Source organism: Lachnoanaerobaculum sp. MSX33 (assembly GCF_000512995.1).
Taxonomy (GTDB): Bacteria; Bacillota; Clostridia; order Lachnospirales; family Lachnospiraceae; genus Lachnoanaerobaculum.
Genome location: NZ_AZXX01000099.1, coordinates 82,988 through 99,067 on the forward strand (window position 1 = coordinate 82,988; position 16,080 = coordinate 99,067).

At 35.4% G+C, this 16,080-nt stretch carries 18 protein-coding genes; all 18 read right to left on the reverse strand.

The window, feature by feature from the left end; all coding sequences use genetic code 11:
• Positions 1–9: 9 nt before the first annotated feature.
• The gene (locus HMPREF1495_RS13215) at positions 10–597 is read right to left on the reverse strand and encodes a helix-hairpin-helix domain-containing protein (RefSeq protein ID WP_034215681.1); all 588 of its coding nucleotides are present in this window, start codon (positions 595–597) and stop codon (positions 10–12) included.
• An 85-nt stretch (positions 598–682) separates the two neighbouring features.
• Complete coding sequence (locus HMPREF1495_RS13220; RefSeq protein ID WP_034215682.1) at positions 683–1,522, reverse strand: bifunctional 5,10-methylenetetrahydrofolate dehydrogenase/5,10-methenyltetrahydrofolate cyclohydrolase; 840 nt, start codon at positions 1,520–1,522, stop codon at positions 683–685.
• A complete protein-coding gene (locus HMPREF1495_RS13225; protein WP_034215737.1) occupies positions 1,519–2,157 on the reverse strand; it encodes a cyclodeaminase/cyclohydrolase family protein in 639 nt (212 codons plus the stop codon). The genes HMPREF1495_RS13220 and HMPREF1495_RS13225 overlap by 4 nt, the downstream gene beginning before the upstream one ends.
• Positions 2,148–2,489: an arsenate reductase family protein gene (locus HMPREF1495_RS13230; RefSeq protein WP_034215684.1), complete on the reverse strand. Its 342-nt coding sequence runs from the start codon at positions 2,487–2,489 to the stop codon at positions 2,148–2,150. The genes HMPREF1495_RS13225 and HMPREF1495_RS13230 overlap by 10 nt, the downstream gene beginning before the upstream one ends.
• Before the next feature lie 37 nt (positions 2,490–2,526).
• A complete protein-coding gene (locus tag HMPREF1495_RS13235) occupies positions 2,527–3,429 on the reverse strand; it encodes a hypothetical protein (protein ID WP_034215686.1) in 903 nt (300 codons plus the stop codon).
• Positions 3,426–3,737, reverse strand: coding sequence for a hypothetical protein (locus HMPREF1495_RS13240; protein WP_007591758.1), 312 nt, complete (start codon positions 3,735–3,737; stop codon positions 3,426–3,428). Before HMPREF1495_RS13240 ends, HMPREF1495_RS13235 begins: the two co-directional genes overlap by 4 nt.
• Before the next feature lie 34 nt (positions 3,738–3,771).
• Positions 3,772–4,500: a nicotinamide-nucleotide amidohydrolase family protein gene (locus HMPREF1495_RS13245; RefSeq protein WP_034215687.1), complete on the reverse strand. Its 729-nt coding sequence runs from the start codon at positions 4,498–4,500 to the stop codon at positions 3,772–3,774.
• 23 nt (positions 4,501–4,523) lie between these two features.
• Positions 4,524–5,063 (reverse strand): CDP-diacylglycerol--glycerol-3-phosphate 3-phosphatidyltransferase, encoded by a 540-nt coding sequence (gene pgsA / locus HMPREF1495_RS13250; protein WP_009662488.1) that lies wholly within the window; start codon positions 5,061–5,063, stop codon positions 4,524–4,526.
• Positions 5,060–6,382 carry a 30S ribosomal protein S12 methylthiotransferase RimO gene (gene rimO / locus HMPREF1495_RS13255; RefSeq protein ID WP_034215690.1) on the reverse strand — a complete coding sequence of 441 codons (1,323 nt, stop codon included), beginning with the start codon at positions 6,380–6,382 and terminating at the stop codon, positions 5,060–5,062. Before rimO ends, pgsA begins: the two co-directional genes overlap by 4 nt.
• A gap of 72 nt (positions 6,383–6,454) precedes the next feature.
• Positions 6,455–6,700 carry a DNA-directed RNA polymerase subunit omega gene (gene rpoZ, locus HMPREF1495_RS13260; RefSeq protein ID WP_007591751.1) on the reverse strand — a complete coding sequence of 82 codons (246 nt, stop codon included), beginning with the start codon at positions 6,698–6,700 and terminating at the stop codon, positions 6,455–6,457.
• The gene (gmk, locus tag HMPREF1495_RS13265; protein WP_007591749.1) at positions 6,701–7,333 is read right to left on the reverse strand and encodes a guanylate kinase; all 633 of its coding nucleotides are present in this window, start codon (positions 7,331–7,333) and stop codon (positions 6,701–6,703) included. It abuts the gene before it with no gap.
• Between the two features lie 7 nt (positions 7,334–7,340).
• Positions 7,341–8,219: a YicC/YloC family endoribonuclease gene (locus HMPREF1495_RS13270; RefSeq protein ID WP_007591747.1), complete on the reverse strand. Its 879-nt coding sequence runs from the start codon at positions 8,217–8,219 to the stop codon at positions 7,341–7,343.
• Positions 8,220–8,348: 129 nt separating this feature from the next.
• Positions 8,349–9,026, reverse strand: coding sequence for a copper homeostasis protein CutC (locus HMPREF1495_RS13275; protein WP_034215692.1), 678 nt, complete (start codon positions 9,024–9,026; stop codon positions 8,349–8,351).
• Positions 9,027–9,035: 9 nt separating this feature from the next.
• Positions 9,036–10,346, reverse strand: a complete 1,311-nt coding sequence (locus HMPREF1495_RS13280; RefSeq protein WP_034215694.1) for an alpha-L-fucosidase — start codon at positions 10,344–10,346, stop codon at positions 9,036–9,038.
• The gene (locus HMPREF1495_RS13285) at positions 10,346–12,685 is read right to left on the reverse strand and encodes a transglutaminase-like domain-containing protein (protein ID WP_034215696.1); all 2,340 of its coding nucleotides are present in this window, start codon (positions 12,683–12,685) and stop codon (positions 10,346–10,348) included. The genes HMPREF1495_RS13280 and HMPREF1495_RS13285 overlap by 1 nt, the downstream gene beginning before the upstream one ends.
• Positions 12,686–12,687: 2 nt before the next feature.
• Complete coding sequence (locus tag HMPREF1495_RS13290) at positions 12,688–13,518, reverse strand: carbohydrate ABC transporter permease (protein ID WP_034215698.1); 831 nt, start codon at positions 13,516–13,518, stop codon at positions 12,688–12,690.
• A gap of 1 nt (position 13,519) precedes the next feature.
• On the reverse strand, positions 13,520–14,410 hold the full coding sequence (locus HMPREF1495_RS13295; RefSeq protein ID WP_034215700.1) for a carbohydrate ABC transporter permease: 891 nt from the start codon (positions 14,408–14,410) through the stop codon (positions 13,520–13,522).
• Positions 14,411–14,506: 96 nt separating this feature from the next.
• On the reverse strand, positions 14,507–15,865 hold the full coding sequence (locus HMPREF1495_RS13300) for an ABC transporter substrate-binding protein (protein ID WP_034215702.1): 1,359 nt from the start codon (positions 15,863–15,865) through the stop codon (positions 14,507–14,509).
• Positions 15,866–16,080 lie beyond the last annotated feature (215 nt).

Below are 16,080 nucleotides of genomic sequence, written 5' to 3' on the forward strand. Positions count from 1 at the left end.
TATTTACTCCTAATTTATACAAATCTTATCTTTAATCTTATTAAATGCCGCTTCTTTTATTCCCGATATATTCATTATATCTTCAATATTTGAAAAAGATTTAGAGTTTCTGTATTTTATTATAGCTTCAGCTTTTCTTTCACCGATACCGGGTAAAGTCATCAGTTCTTCCTTTGAAGCTTTATTGATATTTACAAGTGAACTGCTGTTTATGGCATCTTCAGCCTGTATCGGCTTTAAATCTTTAGCCTCATCCTGACTCGGGATTATTATATGTTCACCCGGTTCAAGCTTTTTTGCCAAGTTTACATAATCCCTGCATGCATTTTCACTGAAGCCTCCGGCCATCTCAACAGCTTCTTTTATTATAGAGCCTTTTTTTAGGGTGTATACATCAGGTTTATTTACACATCCCGAAATAAAAACATCAATATATTCTTCTGCAGCTACGGCTTCGGATATACTTTCTTTGGTTACACTCTCTGAAATAACTTCCTCGACCTCGGTTTCAGTATTTTTTCCAAACTCTATACCTGAATCTTTTTTACAAGATGTTAATAAAATCGTTAAAAACATTATTAAAAAAATCTTTTTCATAGCTTTCTCCTTAAGAAAGCCTTGTAAGTATAATTATATTCTAGCAAATAAAATGTTAAAAACAAGTATCTAAAATATTAAGTATTTAATACAGTCTCTTTTTTAAAGCTGCAATTACAAGATGTTGGGCCAATACGGATGTGGTCACAGCCCCTACACCCTTTGGAACAGGTGTTGCCATAGCTGCATTTTTTACATTTTCAAGGTCTACATCTCCGCAAAGTTTTCCTTCAAAGAAGTTTATACCTACATCGATTACAACAGCATCTTCTCCTATATAATCGTCATTTATCATCTTAGCTCTGCCGATTGCTACTATTAAAATGTCTGCATTTTTACATACCTTCTTTAAATCAACCGTTTTTGAATGACAAAGTGTTACCGTGGCATTTTTTTGAATTGCAAGCATGGCTACCGGCTTACCGATTACCATACTTCTTCCAAGTACCACTACATTTTTCCCCTCAAGCTCTATATTATTGCTTTCAAGGATTTTTATTACCGCCTTTGCGGTACATGGAGCAAAACCGCTTTCATCTCCCGCAAAAACCTTTGCTATATTTTTATATGAAATACCGTCCAAATCTTTTCTCTCATCCAGTACCTCTATAACTTTCTTCTCGTCTATATGCTTTGGCAAAGGTCTGAAAAGCAAAATTCCGTCAATTTCATCATCTTCATTTATCTTCTTAAACTCATCTATAAAATTATCCGATGAAATATTTTCATCAAATTCAAAAACTTTTGTTTTTAATGAAAGAGACTCCATTTTTTTTACAGCGCCTTTTTCATATGAAATATCTGCAGGATTTGAGCCTATTCTGACTATTCCGAGAGTAGGAATATATCCTTTAAGCTCTGAAAGCATTCCTGAAATTTCATCTTTTATTTTCTTAGCCGTATCTGCTCCATATAATAAAATCACAAAAGCACCTCCAAAACTTCCCTGTATATGATATCCGCCTTATTCATAGTGTTTTCAAGTATTTCACTTGCTTCATCCATAAGATCTTGAGCTTTCTCTCTGTTCTTCATATACTTTACATTTATCACTACATTCATCATAGCACCGCATACCGCACTTCTAAGCATACTTACAGCTACGCCTGCATCCGATACGGCAAGCTTTGAGCCCTTCTTTGCAAGAAAATCAACAGCAACAAGCATACTGTAAGCCTCTTTCATAATATAAAGCGGAACCATGGCCGCATCAAAAAGAAGTTTTTCCATATTTTCTTCATGCATTTTCTTTTCCTCATCATTTTGAGGTTTAAAGCTGTATGCCTGTGAAAGAGGATAGAAAACTTCGGCATCCTTATCTGAAAGCTTTATAAAGCTCTCCATATGCTTATTCATATTTTCCAATATTTTTTTTATATCATCTTCCACTGATATATAGCTCTTCTTACCTACTGTAAGATTACATACCATACTTGAAAGAGCCGCCGACAGTGCGCCTGCAACGGCACTTGCACCTCCGCCTCCCGGTACAGGAGCCTTAGAGCCAAGTTCCTTTATATATTCATCTATATTATATCCGGCTGTATTCACTATGACCATCCTTTCCATACTTCAGGTGCATAACCTATAGTTGCTTCCTTACCGTTTCTTACTATCGGAAGTTTTAGAAACTGCTGATTTTCTAAAATCTTAGGTATTTTATCTTCCTCGGAAAGGTATTTTATCAAAGTAAGAGTTTCACTGTCCTTGCATTTTTCATCAAGCATATTTTCAAATCCGCCTACCGCCTGCATTACTGAAGTAAACTCCCCCTTTGATAGGCCCTTTTCCTTCATATCCACAAGCTGAAACTTAATATTTCTTTCCTTGAAAAATCTGACAGCCTTCTTTGTGTCTGAAGACTTATTAGTCCCAAATATCTGTATATTCATATTTTCTCCAAAACATGCCTTTTTAAAATAAAGGCCCTTATTTGGGCCTTGTTTTTATTTTCTTCTTGTTTAACCATAGAATCAATCCTATATAAAGAGCATAGAAAACTCTAAGTCTTCCTTTAAAAGATATATCCACCTCTATGATCTCATCATAAAACATAGGTACAATCTTAAAATCATCTTTGTAAAGCGGATAGAATATCGCAACCGCCTCAAGCACCTGTCCTGTTGTAGACGGATCGTCAAAACCGAATTTAAAAAATCCCACTATTCTTTTCGGCAATATATGTACCAAAAGATTTTTGGTCTTTTCAAGCATCAGTAAAAGAGTTTTCTTATTTTCCTCTTCTGTAAGTAAGTAATGAATATCCTTTGCCTTATTTATAAGCTTATCAGGTTTACTTTCTTTCTTAGCAGAGCTTTTCTTTTTCTTAGGCTTATTTTTCTTCTTTTTTGATTGTTTCTTTTCTTGTTTATCCAGCTCTTTTATTTTATTATCGGCTTCTGAATTTTCTTCTTTTCCGGAAATTACACGGGCTTTCTTATTATTCTCTACAGTAATATTCTCTTTTTTATTTTCATTAACTCTATCCGGCGTTTCTTCAACTTCCGACTTGTAATTTTCTATTCCTTCAATGGAATCAGTCTCTTCTTCGGAATCAGTCTCTTCCTCCTCATCATGATTTGAATATACTTTAAAAAACCAGCCCACCTTACCTATAATATCAAGGCCGTCTTTATATGTAATATTTAAAGATAAAAATTTAAAGAACCATGTCACGCTTAGTGCTATATCAGGTACTTCTTTAAAATATATCTTACCTCTGTATCTTACAGGAATAAAAAGTACCATCAGTATAATCAGTAATGCCAAAGCAATGATTGCAAGTATGACAATACCTATAATTTTCAATGCCGCAAGCAGTACACCGATCATACTTCCTCCATCTTAAAAAAGCTATAATACTCAAAATCTTTTCTTGTTCTATAGGTATCTTCAACTATATTTGAGATAAGCTCAATTCCCGATTTTTTACCAAGAGCAAGACCCACTATGAGAGCATCAGTCTTTCTGTAATTATTCAAAAATATGGAATTATGCACAAGTGAAAGCTTCTCTTCACCTTCAAGAAATACCACAAGATGCAGTAAAAAACTTGATTTGTTAAATTTCAGCATTCTCATATATTTTCTATAGTCATTTTTTATATCTGGTGAGAGATATATCTTTTTTGAAAATACCATAATCTACCTTGATAACTAAATATCTGTCCCTTTCTTAAGAGAAATGTTCCAAAATGCATTTTCTCAGTAATCCCAGTGCACAAATAACTGTTTGTTCTCTGACATTGGCTCTGTCACCTGAAAATCTGAACTCCTCGACATGTACCATATCCCTTATACAAACTCCTATATATACAAGTCCTACAGGCTTCTCATTTGTTCCTCCGTCAGGACCTGCAATACCCGTTACAGAGATACTTATATCTGTATCCGCCGCAAGAGCCGCACCGACAGCCATCTCTTTTGCCGTCTGCTCACTTACCGCTCCGTATTTTTTCAGAGTTGATTTATTTACACCGAGAGTCTTTCTCTTTGCCTTATTTGTATATGTAATAAATCCCTCTTTATATACGTCAGAAACTCCAGGTACATTTATAAGCCTTCCCGCTAAAAGTCCGCCTGTACATGACTCGGCTGTAGAAATTGTAAGCTCGTTCTTTTCAAGAAGATTTACCACACTCATTTCAAGAGTTATTTTTTCCTTTGTTGAATAAATATATTTCCCGAATCTTCTTTTTATTTCCTTTGAAACAGGCTTTATCAAATCTTTTGCAGCCTCTTCAGTGTCCGCATCGGCTGAGAGAATAATATAAGTTTTAGCATCAAAAGGCTTTATTTCAATTTTAACATCTTCATTATCAATCAAGTCTGAAATAGAAGTTCTTATCTCCGCCTCATTTATTCCAATAAGTTTTATCGTCTTATTTCTGGTAACAGTATCCATTTCCACTCCTTTATAAATGCATATTACTTACTGCTCATTATAACATTCTTATTCTTGATAATATACTCACAAAGAGAAAATATTGTAAGGAAAAGCATCAAGATAATAAAAATATTTGTTACCAAGCTAAGCTTAGGTAGATTCAATATAAGTAAAATAACGGTAACCATCTGTACAACTGTTTTTAATTTTCCGGACATTGCCGCCGCAATAACCACGCCGTTGTCGGAAGCAACAAGTCTTATACCGCTTATAATAAACTCTCTTGCTATGACAATAAGCACAATAACGGAGCTTAACTGTCTAAGCTCCACAAAACATATAAGTCCTGAGCATACCAAAACCTTATCCGCAAGCGGGTCCATGAACTTTCCGAAATCTGTAATCAGATTATATTTTCTTGCAATCATACCGTCCAAAGTATCTGTAAGCGCCGCAACAGCGAATATAATAAGCGCAATTATTCTGAACTTATAATCTTCTCCGCCTTTAAATAAAAGGCTTGCCACAAAAAAAGGTATAAGCAGTACTCTCAAAACCGTCAATTTATTCGGCAAATTCATAGTGCATCTCCTATCAAATCATACTCGGATGAACCTGTTATGATTACATCACAAAAATCTCCGGTCATAAAGTCTCTATCCGTATTTACAAAAACATATCCGTCCACACCCGGAACATCCATATATGTTCTTCCGATATATACATTTTCCTCAGGAAGTCTGCCCTCTATAAGTACCTTAAATGTCTTTCCGATCATTTTTTCAAGATTCTTTTCGGAGATCTCCTGCTGCACTCTCATTATTTGATCTCTTCTGGCTTCTTTTTCTTCTTCCTCGATTTGATTTTCAAAGCCTGCCGCAACCGTGCCTTCTTCTTCACTGTATGTGAAAACACCGAGTCTTTCAAACTTCATCTTCTTTATAAAATCAATTACAGTCTCAAGATCTTCTTCAGTCTCACCGGGAAATCCTGAAATTATTGTGGTTCTAAGTGTAATACCCGGTATATTCTTTCTAAGCTTGCCTATAATATTTATAAGATCGTCATGTGAAGTTCTTCTGGCCATTCTTCTGAGTATATTGTCGGAAGCATGCTGTATCGGGATATCCAAATATTTACAAACCTTATCTTCATTTGCAATAACTTCTATAAGCTCATCTGTGATTTCCTCCGGATAACAATAAAGTATTCTTATCCACTCTATGCCGTCCACCTTTGCAAGCTCCTTTAAAAGCTTAGGTAAACTCTTTTCACCGTAAAGGTCTACACCATAAAGTGTAGTCTCCTGAGCTACCAAAATCAGCTCCTTTATTCCCTGTGCCGCCAAATCCTTCGCCTGAGCAATTAAATCATCTATCGGATAGCTTCTGTAATTACCACGTAATGAAGGAATAATACAGTATGTACAGTTTTTATTACATCCTTCGGCAATCTTTAAATATGCATAGTATCCGCCTGTGGAATTTTTTCTCTTATTTGAAATGGAAGGCAGTCTGTCAAGATCAAGGAATTCATTTTTTATCTCTCCACCAAGTACATCCTCCACAGTTTCAACAATCTTATCAAAACTTGATGTTCCAAGAAGAGCATCTACCTCAGGGATTTCTTTTATAATCTCATCCTTATATCTTTGAGCCAGACAGCCTGTAACTATCAACGCCTTAAGAACACCTTCTTCTTTTAATCTTGCCGCTTCCAAAATGGCATTAATACTTTCTTCTTTTGCGGACTGTATAAAGCCGCAGGTATTAATAATCATTATCTCCGCTTCTTCATCAATATCTGTGTATTCAAATCCTTTTTCATTCATCAGACCCAGCATCATCTCTGAATCCACTGTATTTTTGTCACATCCAAGTGACACCATAGACATTTTCATATAAACCTTTCAATATAAATCCTAATATTAATAAAAAGCCATCATGAAAATGATGGCAAATCAAAATGATTCTTAAGCTTCGTTATTAGGATCATCATTTGTTATTCTGACCTTCTGCTCAAACAGCTCTTCAACTGCAATAGAAAGAGGTTTCTTTCCGTCAGCCTTTACCTCAGGTATTTCACCGTCAATAATCTGTCTTGCTCTCTTTGCACTTGCAATTACAATTGAGTATCTGCTCTGTACTACAGGTGCCTCACCCGGATCTACATCCGCATTTGCAACATTAATAAGTTCGCTATATGATGGGTGTAACATTTATTCTTCCTCCATAAAAATCCTGTTTAAATCTTCTTTTATCTTCTCAATAAAATCTGTATTATTCGACTTTATTTCTCCACGGTGTGAAATGATCTGATTGAGCTCTTTTACAGCTCTTTCCAAATCATCATTTACAACAACGTAATCGTACTTGCTCATGCAATCGGCTTCTTTCGTTGCCTGACGCAATCTCGCTTTTATATCCTTCTCACACTCGGTTCCCCTGCCTACAAGCCTGTCTCTAAGTGTATGAGCATCCGGCGGTGTTACAAAGATAAGCATTGCATCAGGATACTTTTCCTTTACCTTTAGGGCACCCTGTACTTCTATTTCCAGAATAACATTCTTTCCGCTCTTTCTTTGCTCCAGCACATAATCTCTTGGTGTACCGTAGTAATTATTACAAAATGATGCGTACTCTATCAACTCATCATTTTCTATAAGTTTTTCAAAATCTTCTTTGCTTTTAAAAAAATATTCTCTTCCTTCTACCTCTCCTGTTCTTGGAGCTCTTGTTGTAGCAGAGACAGACAATGCATACTCATCATATTCTGACAGCAGCTTTTTCATCAAAGTACCTTTACCCGAGCCTGAAAAACCTGATACAACAACCAAAATTCCGTCAGCCATAATTCCTCTATTCTATGTTTTGAATTTGTTCCCTTATTTTTTCTATTTCAGTTTTTAATATTATAGCATAATTTGCTATATTTAAATCAGTTGATTTTGAAAGAATTGTATTTGCTTCTCTGTTCATTTCCTGAGCAAGGAAATCCAGCTTTCTTCCTATTCCCACATCCAGTTTCATTTCATCAGACATAGCTTTTATGTGGCTTATAAGTCTTACAACCTCTTCATCCACACATATCTTATCTGCAAAGAGTGTTACCTCTGTAGCAATTCTGTTCTCTTCTATACCGGATCCGTTTAAAAGTTCATTCACTTTTAAATACAGCTTATTTTTATATTCATCCAAAACTGCAGGATATCTTTCCTTTATATCTTCCGTTGTAGATGATAAAAGCTCAAGCTTTAAACTTATATCTTCAAACAGCTTCTTCCCTTCCGCTTCTCTGGTATCGTAAAAAGATTTACAAGCATATTCCAGTACTTTAAATAAAATCGCCTTTATCTCTTCTTCATCAAGCTTAGGCTCGTCAATACTTATTACATCAGGAAGATTTAAAAGATGTGAAACCTTCAAATCATCAACTATTTTATACTCTTTACAAAGTTCCAAACCTATATCCAAATATTTTTTTACAATGTTTTTATTCAGATATACTCCGTTTGCTTTGTCCTTGAAATCCAGATAATTGATAAAAAGGTCCACTTTACCCCTTGAAACATATTTTTTTACAATATTTCTTATCTCGGCTTCAAATGGGAAAAATCTCCTGGGCATTTTTATGTTTAAATCCAGATATCTGTGGTTTACTGACTTAATCTCTATAGATAATTTATAATCACCTGTTATTTCTTCGGCTCTTCCAAAGCCTGTCATACTCTTTATCAATGTTTTATCTCCATTCAGGTTTATGACATATACACTTGATTATACTTATTTCTCTTTTACAAGTCAATAAAGCCTTGAGAATAATTTAAGAAAAACAGCAACTTAAAATTATTGCTGTTTTTCATCACATTATATCTCCACTATCTTAGTTCCATGCGCCGCAACTATATTAGGGAGCTTCTTTATTAATTTATCCAGATTTTTAAAGCTTACACCGCCGCCGGGCATTATATCCACATGACATTCATTTCCACATTCAATATACGCCTTTAGAGTATCTATATTGTCAAATATATCATTATTTTCATGATAACCATGTGTAAGTATGGTATCTATTCCAAGTTTTGATAATGTCTTTATTGCTTCCAGTCTTTTTTCAAGGGCTTCCTCAGGCTTTAATCCGACACCTATCTGATCAAAAGCCATGTGAAATGTAAAATCCATATCTTTTCTGAAAAACTTAGGTGCACCGACAAGTTCTTTGATAAATTCCTTGTCAAGTTCTCCGTCCTCTTTCAAAGCACCTATTACTGCTCTTTTTATACCCTGTTTTGCCATTTCTTTTAAATCATTGTACATAACGGCCTTTTCAATATTGTTATATACAAAGTTTCCGCCTCTGGCTCTTATCATGACTGCAAGCTCTACATTATTTGAATCACAAAAATACTTGGCATAATCTCTTACTCCGACACTTACCGTAGTTCCTCCTACAGCCAAATTGTCACAAAGCTCAATTCTTTTTGCACCGGCATTTACCACTTCCTTCAAATAAGTAATATTTTCAATACAAGCCTCTAAAATCATATTCTCTCCCTATTTCAATTCTATCTCCACCACAGAATCTCTATCATCCGGAAGTGGATAACAATCACTTGCAGATGTATCAAAGAAGAAGAAAGCATCCTTTGCAAATTCTTTTAAATTCCAGTAATTACTTTGCAATATTTCACTTCCATCTCTTAAAAGACGCATCTTCTTTATTTTACCGACCATATCACATAAAGCTATAGCACCTGCCTGTTCCTCAAAAACATGTGCATATAAGAACTTTCCGTTTTGAGTAAATCTACCCCACTCAGGTTTATTATATTCCGAAATTCCGCATCCGTAAATACTCTTTGAGTTTTCCTTCATCCAATCACCGACTTTTTCGAGTATTTCAACAGATTCCTTCGGTATTTCTCCATTTGCCCTAGGTCCGACATTTAAAATAAGATTTCCGTTCTTGCTTACACATTCCACAAGCATTCTGATTATAAGCTTGTCGGATTTAAAATGCTTATCATGAGCATGATATCCCCAGTTATTATTCATAGTTATACAAGCCTCCCAAGGAATTGAATTGCCTGCTTCATCCACAATTCCCTCAGGTGGAATCATTTGCTCCGGTGATGCAAAATCACCTGCATAAATACTTGGGTTTAATGTTTTGATTGTACCTGCATATTCCGCACTGCCCTCAAGTCTGTTATCTGTGATAATATCGGGCTGATAAGTTCTTACCATCTCCATAAGTTCCTTTGCCTTCCACTTATCACAGTTCATAGGACCGTAGGAAAAATCAAACCACATCAAATCAAGCTTTCCATATCCGGTTACAAGTTCTTTTATTTGAGCATGCATGAAATCAAGATAATTATCAAAATTGTGATTATATCCCTTCCACTCTTCATTATCTCTCATAGGGTGATGCATATCACCGTAGTGTGGATAGTCCTCATGTCTCCAGTCAAGCAGTGAAAAATAAAGACCGACCTTTATACCCTCCGCTCTGAATGCCTCCAAAAACTCTTTTACAAGATCTCTGTGACATGCCGCATTCATAGAATTAAAATCACTTACCTTACTGTCATAAAGGCAGAATCCGTCATGGTGCTTAGCAGTTAATACCGCATATTTCATACCGGCCTTTTTTGCAAGCCTTGCCCATTCTTTGGGATCATAATTCTCACATGAAAACTCATCCATCAGATAATCATAGTCCTCTTTTTTTATCCTCTCTCTGGAACGCACCCATTCTCCTCTTGCAGGTATTGCATAAAGTCCCCAGTGTATAAACATACCGAATCTGGCATCCCTATACCACTCGGTTCTTTTTGTTCTCTCTTCAATAAGTTTATTCATCACTTCTCCTTTATAAGATTGCTTATCTTTTCTATTAAATTTCCGCTTCCTACCTGATAACCGCTAAAAGCATATACAGCTCTATTGCCCTTACAAAGCGCTACTATAGGCAAAGTCTCATGGTTTACAAAAGTACTTCTTCCGAATGCCTCCTGCAAATCCTCACCGAAATTTGTATGGATATCATTATACAGGCTTTTTTCAAGAAGTTCATTTATTGCACTGTCTTTATTTTCAAATTCATTTGTAAATATAAGATCAAACTTCATATTCTTTAAAAGCTCATCCTTTAATAACAGGTCATTCGCAATATGTTGTGACGGTTCCTCTTCTTCCTCCATCCACATAATAAGCCTTATCTCATCACTGTTATCGGAAATATTTAATCTGTCCTCCAGTTCCCTAGGCAATATAAATGTAGAAAGCATATCATTTATATCAGCCTGCATATATTCCAATTTAACTTCATTTTCAGTATCGGATTCTAAGTTCAATATATTATATTTTGCACATATATTTCCGTTCGGCAATCTGTTTTGAGTCGCCAATACATACTCTCCTGCAGGCAATTCCATATTTTCTTTAATACTGCTCTTATCAAGAGAAATCAGATTATTTTCAAAGCTGTCATACTTTGAGATTGAAAACGATTCTCCAAATCCGCTAAGATCTCCTTCAATATGCAACTTGGACATTTCCGTATTTGTGACCTCTTCCTTAATACAGCAACTGTCTATATACTTTAAAGTATCAAGTATCTTTGAAAGTTCAGATAAAAGTCTGAATTCACCATTTTCATATACATATACATCTGCATTTACAAGCTTGGAAGCTATTCCCATACTTCTTAATACATTAACTGCAAAAATCTTTACAGAAAGTGCATTTGAAATTCTTGTTTCATATACTCCCATAGCTCCTGTAATCGGCTTTTCTCTTGTAAGCCCTATTCCTTTAATAAAGTCCAGTAAAGATTCTATATCTGTAAATTTATCTCTGAAAAAATGTCTGCAAACTGTTAGATGTTCAAAGTAAACTCTTGGATTTTGAATATAGTTTAAATATATTTCTCCATTTACATTATAGATATTCTTTGAATCAAAGCAGTCTCTAAGCACTTCAATACTTATATCTCTTTTATCCTTCTCGGAGAGTATATCCCAAAGTTTTTCCATTCCTTCAGATACAGCTTTTTCTCTTACTTTCCCATTTGGAAATTCCTTTATTTTATACTCACTTTCTCTCTTTTTTGGAGATTTCTTTCTGTTTCTTGTACTTGCCTGTGGAACATTAATAAAGATTTCTTTATATTTATTGTACTCAGGCTCAAAATCATATATATCTATATAAAAAGAATTTTTATCCTTAAGGTTTAAAGGTATTATATAGTTCTTATCGATATACATGCTTAGGAAAACATCTCCTATTCCTATATCTGTCTCATACTCTCCATATACATCTGTTTTTGCCTTTATTATAGGAGAAAACATCGAAAAATTCATAAGGCAGATATTGAAATCAAAATTTGAAAGAATTTTGTCTCCGGCATATAAATATATCTTTATATGCTTTGTATCAGCATATCTCTTTGTTTGATTTATCTCATACAGTCCTGCATTAAGTCCCAGATAGTCTTTAGCTTCCTTTTTTATGTTTCCATACAATATATTTTTTACGATCATTGCTCTGGCTGAAGCATCATCAAACCAGCCTTTATCAAGTATTTCTTCAGGTTCACATGCTCCAAGATAATGCCAGTCATTATCCACAAAAACTTCCACCCATGCATGATTGTCATCACAATGAGCCCAAAGCGGTACATAGATTTGTCTTGCAGGTATACCTGCCGCTCTGAATACAGATACCGCGAAAATTGATTCTTCACCGCATCTGCCAAAAGAGGACTCATAAACCGTTATAGGATCCAAGGTCCTTATATCCGTAGTTCTGTAAGTAACATTTTTTCCACAGAAATAATTGAGTTTCAAAACATTTTCCGTTTCGGATTCCCCAAGCATTTCCTTTACAAGCTCATAAAAGAAAGTCCTGTTTGCGACTATTTTTTCACTGCCTATCCTATGGAATAAAACATAGTTTAAAAATATATCTTCATCAAGGTCTTTACATCTTGTATTTCTTAGGTTTACACCTAACTTTGCATAGTCTAAAATCACTTCCTTATCTACATTTGCTATATCCGCATACGGCATATGTAAATATAAAAATGACAAATACTTTTTGAGTTCTTCATCTTCAAAACTTAAAATAAAGTTCTTTATTGAATCTGCAAAAGTATGATTTTTAAGTCTGTCTTCCGTCTCAATAAAATATTCACACATATTTACTCCTTTACAGCACCTGCTGCAAGTCCGCTCTCAACTTTTTCCTGGAATAAAAGATATATTGCCAGAGGTACTGCAACAGTTATAACTATACCTGCCATCATAAGACCGTATTCAGATCCTCTTTCACCGTTGAAATTTAAAAGTCCGAGTGAAATAGGGCGAAGTCTCTTATCATTGATAAATAGAAGCGGGAAAAGTATATTATTCCATGCGCCCATAAAATTGAATATGGAAATAGTTGATATTGCAGGCAATGTAAGAGGTATCATTATCTTAGAATAAATCTGGAAATAATTTGCCCCGTCTATAATAGCCGCCTCTTCCAAAGAACGGTTAACTCCCTTCATAAAGGTTATCATTACCATAATACTGAAAGGAAGATTAAATGCAACATACACCAGTACCAGCGCAAAAATATTATTTTTCAGATTAAACAATCCTATGATATAAGATACCGGAACCAAGATAGTATGCATCGGTACCATCATTCCAAGCATAAATACCAATACCAGCACCTTATTAAGTTTAAAATCAAATCTTGCCAGAGCATATGCAGCCATTGAGGAAATCAAACTTGTTAAAATAACGGTTGAGCCTGATTGTATAACGGAGTTTATAAAGTAAGCACTCATGTTTGCATCTTTCCATGCTATAACATAATTGCTCCACTGCGGATTCTTCGGCAGTGCAAAAGGATCTGAGAATATATCCAGCTTTGTTTTCAAAGAAGAAATAATAGTAAATAACATCGGCATTACAAATATTATTGCCATAATAATCAGGAAACTATATGCTATTACCTTCATACTTATATTTGATTTTTTCATATCAGTCCACTCTCCTTCCTCTGTTTAATAATGTATTACTTCCTACAGTTCCAACCAAACATATAAGCATAATAATTATACCGATGGCCGAACCTACTCCATAATGGCTGTATTTAAACGCCTCACTTATCATGAGAGTTGTAGGCAGGTTTGTAAGTCCGTTAGGACCTCCGCTTGTCATTGCATACACAAGATCGAATACCTTCACACTTCCTATAATATCCATAACTATACACATAATCAAAGTAGGCTTTAACATCGGAATTGTAACATTAAAAAACATCTGTACAGGATTAGCACCGTCAATAGATGCAGCCTCATATAAGTCTTTCGGAATTACTGTAAGTCCTGCCAAGATGATTACCATATAATAACCTATTCCGGCCCATACATTTACACCTACTATTGTATTCATTGCAGTTGCTTTATTTACAAGCCAAGGAATGGCAAATTGCTTTAATCCGATATTTGTAAGTAAAGTATTCAGTGCACCTGTAGGCATGAAAACAAAGTACCACATAAGACCTATTGCAGTCATAGGAAAAACCGTCGGTACAAAAAATATTGTTTTAAACAATCTGTATCCTTTAAGCTTTGCATTTACAGCCACAGCCAAAAGAAGTGCTAAGGGCGTGTGTAAAAGCACACTGAATACAACCATTCTTGCCATATTTGAAAGTGAAAGTATAAACTGCTTATTGTGAAATGCGCTTATATAATTATCAAAACCTACAAATGTCAGCTTGGTACCTGCCAGTCCGTCCCACTCTACAAAGGAGAAGTATATTCCTCCGGCTATAGGTATCAGCTGAAATATTATATATAGGAGTAATGCCGGCAAGATAAATAGAAAAATCGTGAATTTTGCTTTGGTGGTTCTTAACTTTATCATTCTTGTCTCCTTAATATTTAAAATAGAGCTGTTTGCTAAATCAAACAGCTCTAATACCTCTAAAAGCTTAGTCTATATTTCGGCTCTAAGCTATTCTTATTTTGCATTATCTATTTCAGCCTGAATCTCGGCAGCTGCTTCCTCTGCACTTGATCCTGTAAACAAGCTCATAATTGAGTTTCTTGTTCTGTCCTGCATAGATGTAAGTTCATCAAAGTCAAATACATCAACTCCGATACCCTCACTTGTAGCACCAAGCTTCATGCTTTCCACAAATAAAGGTGTTACCTTGCTCTCGTCAATATCAACGCCCTCTATAGGCATAATAAACTGTGCTTCTTCCGCGTATTTCTTTGCCGCTTCTTTGCTTGTAAGCATCTTTACAAGTTCAATTGTAAGCTCCAACTCTTTTCCTTCAAGCTTTCCGTTTATCATATATGGGCTGATTACCTGCATATCATAGTTCTTGTATTCCGGCTTCTCTTTAAAATAAGGGAATTTTGCAAGTTTGATATCTTCATTTACAGGTGTCTTCTCAGGATCTGTAAATCTGCCGATCATCCAAGGTCCTGTAACAACCATTGCAGCCTCACCGTTTTGGAAAGCTGTCATCGCCACATCATCCTGCATACCTACAGCATTAGGATCAAATGCCTTAGCATCAATTAAATCCTTGATATACTGAAGTGTCTGTACAACATCAGGGTCTGTCCACTTCTTGCTTCTGTTTCCAAGTTCCTTTGCAGCCTCTGTTCCAAGCCACTTATAGAAAATCTGATCATGTAAATGTCCGCCCATGTAGTTTGAGCTCTCACCTAAAGCTATAGGTGTAACACCGTTTGCATTCAACTTATCTATAGCTGCTAAAAGCTCATCCCATGTCTCAGGGAATTTCTCAACTCCGGCCTCTTTTAATATATCCTCGTGATAATAAACACCTATAAGACCCGATTCCATAGGAATTGCATAAGTTCCCTCTTTACCCGGAACACTGTAGTATGACAATGCTCCCGGTGCAAAGCTCTTACCCCACTCAGGATCCGCCTCAAGGTATGGTGTGACGTCAAGTAAGAATCCGTTATCAATATACTTTTGAAGGTTTGCAACACCCTGTACACGGTAGATATTAGCCATTTTACCTGAAGCCATATCTGTTGATAAGATATTGTTGAATGCGCTCTCATCACCCTGTGAATCGTCAATTATCTCAACTTCAGGATGCTTTGCCTTGAATTCATCTATAATACCGTTGTAAATTTTTACAATATCTGAAGTTCCTGCCATACGGGTAAGCAGTCTTATCTTAACCTTTTCACTTGAATCACCCGAACTGTTTGCGGAATCGGCCGCCTTTTGTGACTCACCGCCTCCGTTTTTTCCCGAACCGCAAGCTGCAAGTGCTCCGATTGAAAGTGCCAATGTCATACCCAGCATCGCAATTTTCTTTAACTTCATAAACTCCTCCTTAAAAACACGATACAAAATTTATGTTTTGATTATAGCAATTCCCGGTCAGGCATCCCATGGAATTTTTATAGATTTCTTGTCATTTTAAATGCCTCCATGTATAATTATTTCTATAAATTTTTGATTAAAATGCATATCAAGAGTTATATTTTTGACAAGGTTAAAAAATATCAGACTATTTATCATTATTTTAGGAGTTGAGT

Coding starts and splice junctions, on each gene's coding strand:
- HMPREF1495_RS13215 (WP_034215681.1), bottom strand. CDS start 597: ATGAAAAAGATTTTTTTAATAATGTTTTTAACGATTTTATTAACATCT.
- HMPREF1495_RS13225 (WP_034215737.1), bottom strand. CDS start 2,157: ATGGTCATAGTGAATACAGCCGGATATAATATAGATGAATATATAAAG.
- HMPREF1495_RS13230 (WP_034215684.1), bottom strand. CDS start 2,489: ATGAATATACAGATATTTGGGACTAATAAGTCTTCAGACACAAAGAAG.
- HMPREF1495_RS13235 (WP_034215686.1), bottom strand. CDS start 3,429: ATGATCGGTGTACTGCTTGCGGCATTGAAAATTATAGGTATTGTCATA.
- HMPREF1495_RS13240 (WP_007591758.1), bottom strand. CDS start 3,737: ATGGTATTTTCAAAAAAGATATATCTCTCACCAGATATAAAAAATGAC.
- HMPREF1495_RS13245 (WP_034215687.1), bottom strand. CDS start 4,500: ATGGATACTGTTACCAGAAATAAGACGATAAAACTTATTGGAATAAAT.
- pgsA (WP_009662488.1), bottom strand. CDS start 5,063: ATGAATTTGCCGAATAAATTGACGGTTTTGAGAGTACTGCTTATACCT.
- rimO (WP_034215690.1), bottom strand. CDS start 6,382: ATGAAAATGTCTATGGTGTCACTTGGATGTGACAAAAATACAGTGGAT.
- rpoZ (WP_007591751.1), bottom strand. CDS start 6,700: ATGTTACACCCATCATATAGCGAACTTATTAATGTTGCAAATGCGGAT.
- gmk (WP_007591749.1), bottom strand. CDS start 7,333: ATGGCTGACGGAATTTTGGTTGTTGTATCAGGTTTTTCAGGCTCGGGT.
- HMPREF1495_RS13275 (WP_034215692.1), bottom strand. CDS start 9,026: ATGATTTTAGAGGCTTGTATTGAAAATATTACTTATTTGAAGGAAGTG.
- HMPREF1495_RS13280 (WP_034215694.1), bottom strand. CDS start 10,346: ATGAATAAACTTATTGAAGAGAGAACAAAAAGAACCGAGTGGTATAGG.
- HMPREF1495_RS13285 (WP_034215696.1), bottom strand. CDS start 12,685: ATGTGTGAATATTTTATTGAGACGGAAGACAGACTTAAAAATCATACT.
- HMPREF1495_RS13290 (WP_034215698.1), bottom strand. CDS start 13,518: ATGAAAAAATCAAATATAAGTATGAAGGTAATAGCATATAGTTTCCTG.
- HMPREF1495_RS13295 (WP_034215700.1), bottom strand. CDS start 14,410: ATGATAAAGTTAAGAACCACCAAAGCAAAATTCACGATTTTTCTATTT.
- HMPREF1495_RS13300 (WP_034215702.1), bottom strand. CDS start 15,865: ATGAAGTTAAAGAAAATTGCGATGCTGGGTATGACATTGGCACTTTCA.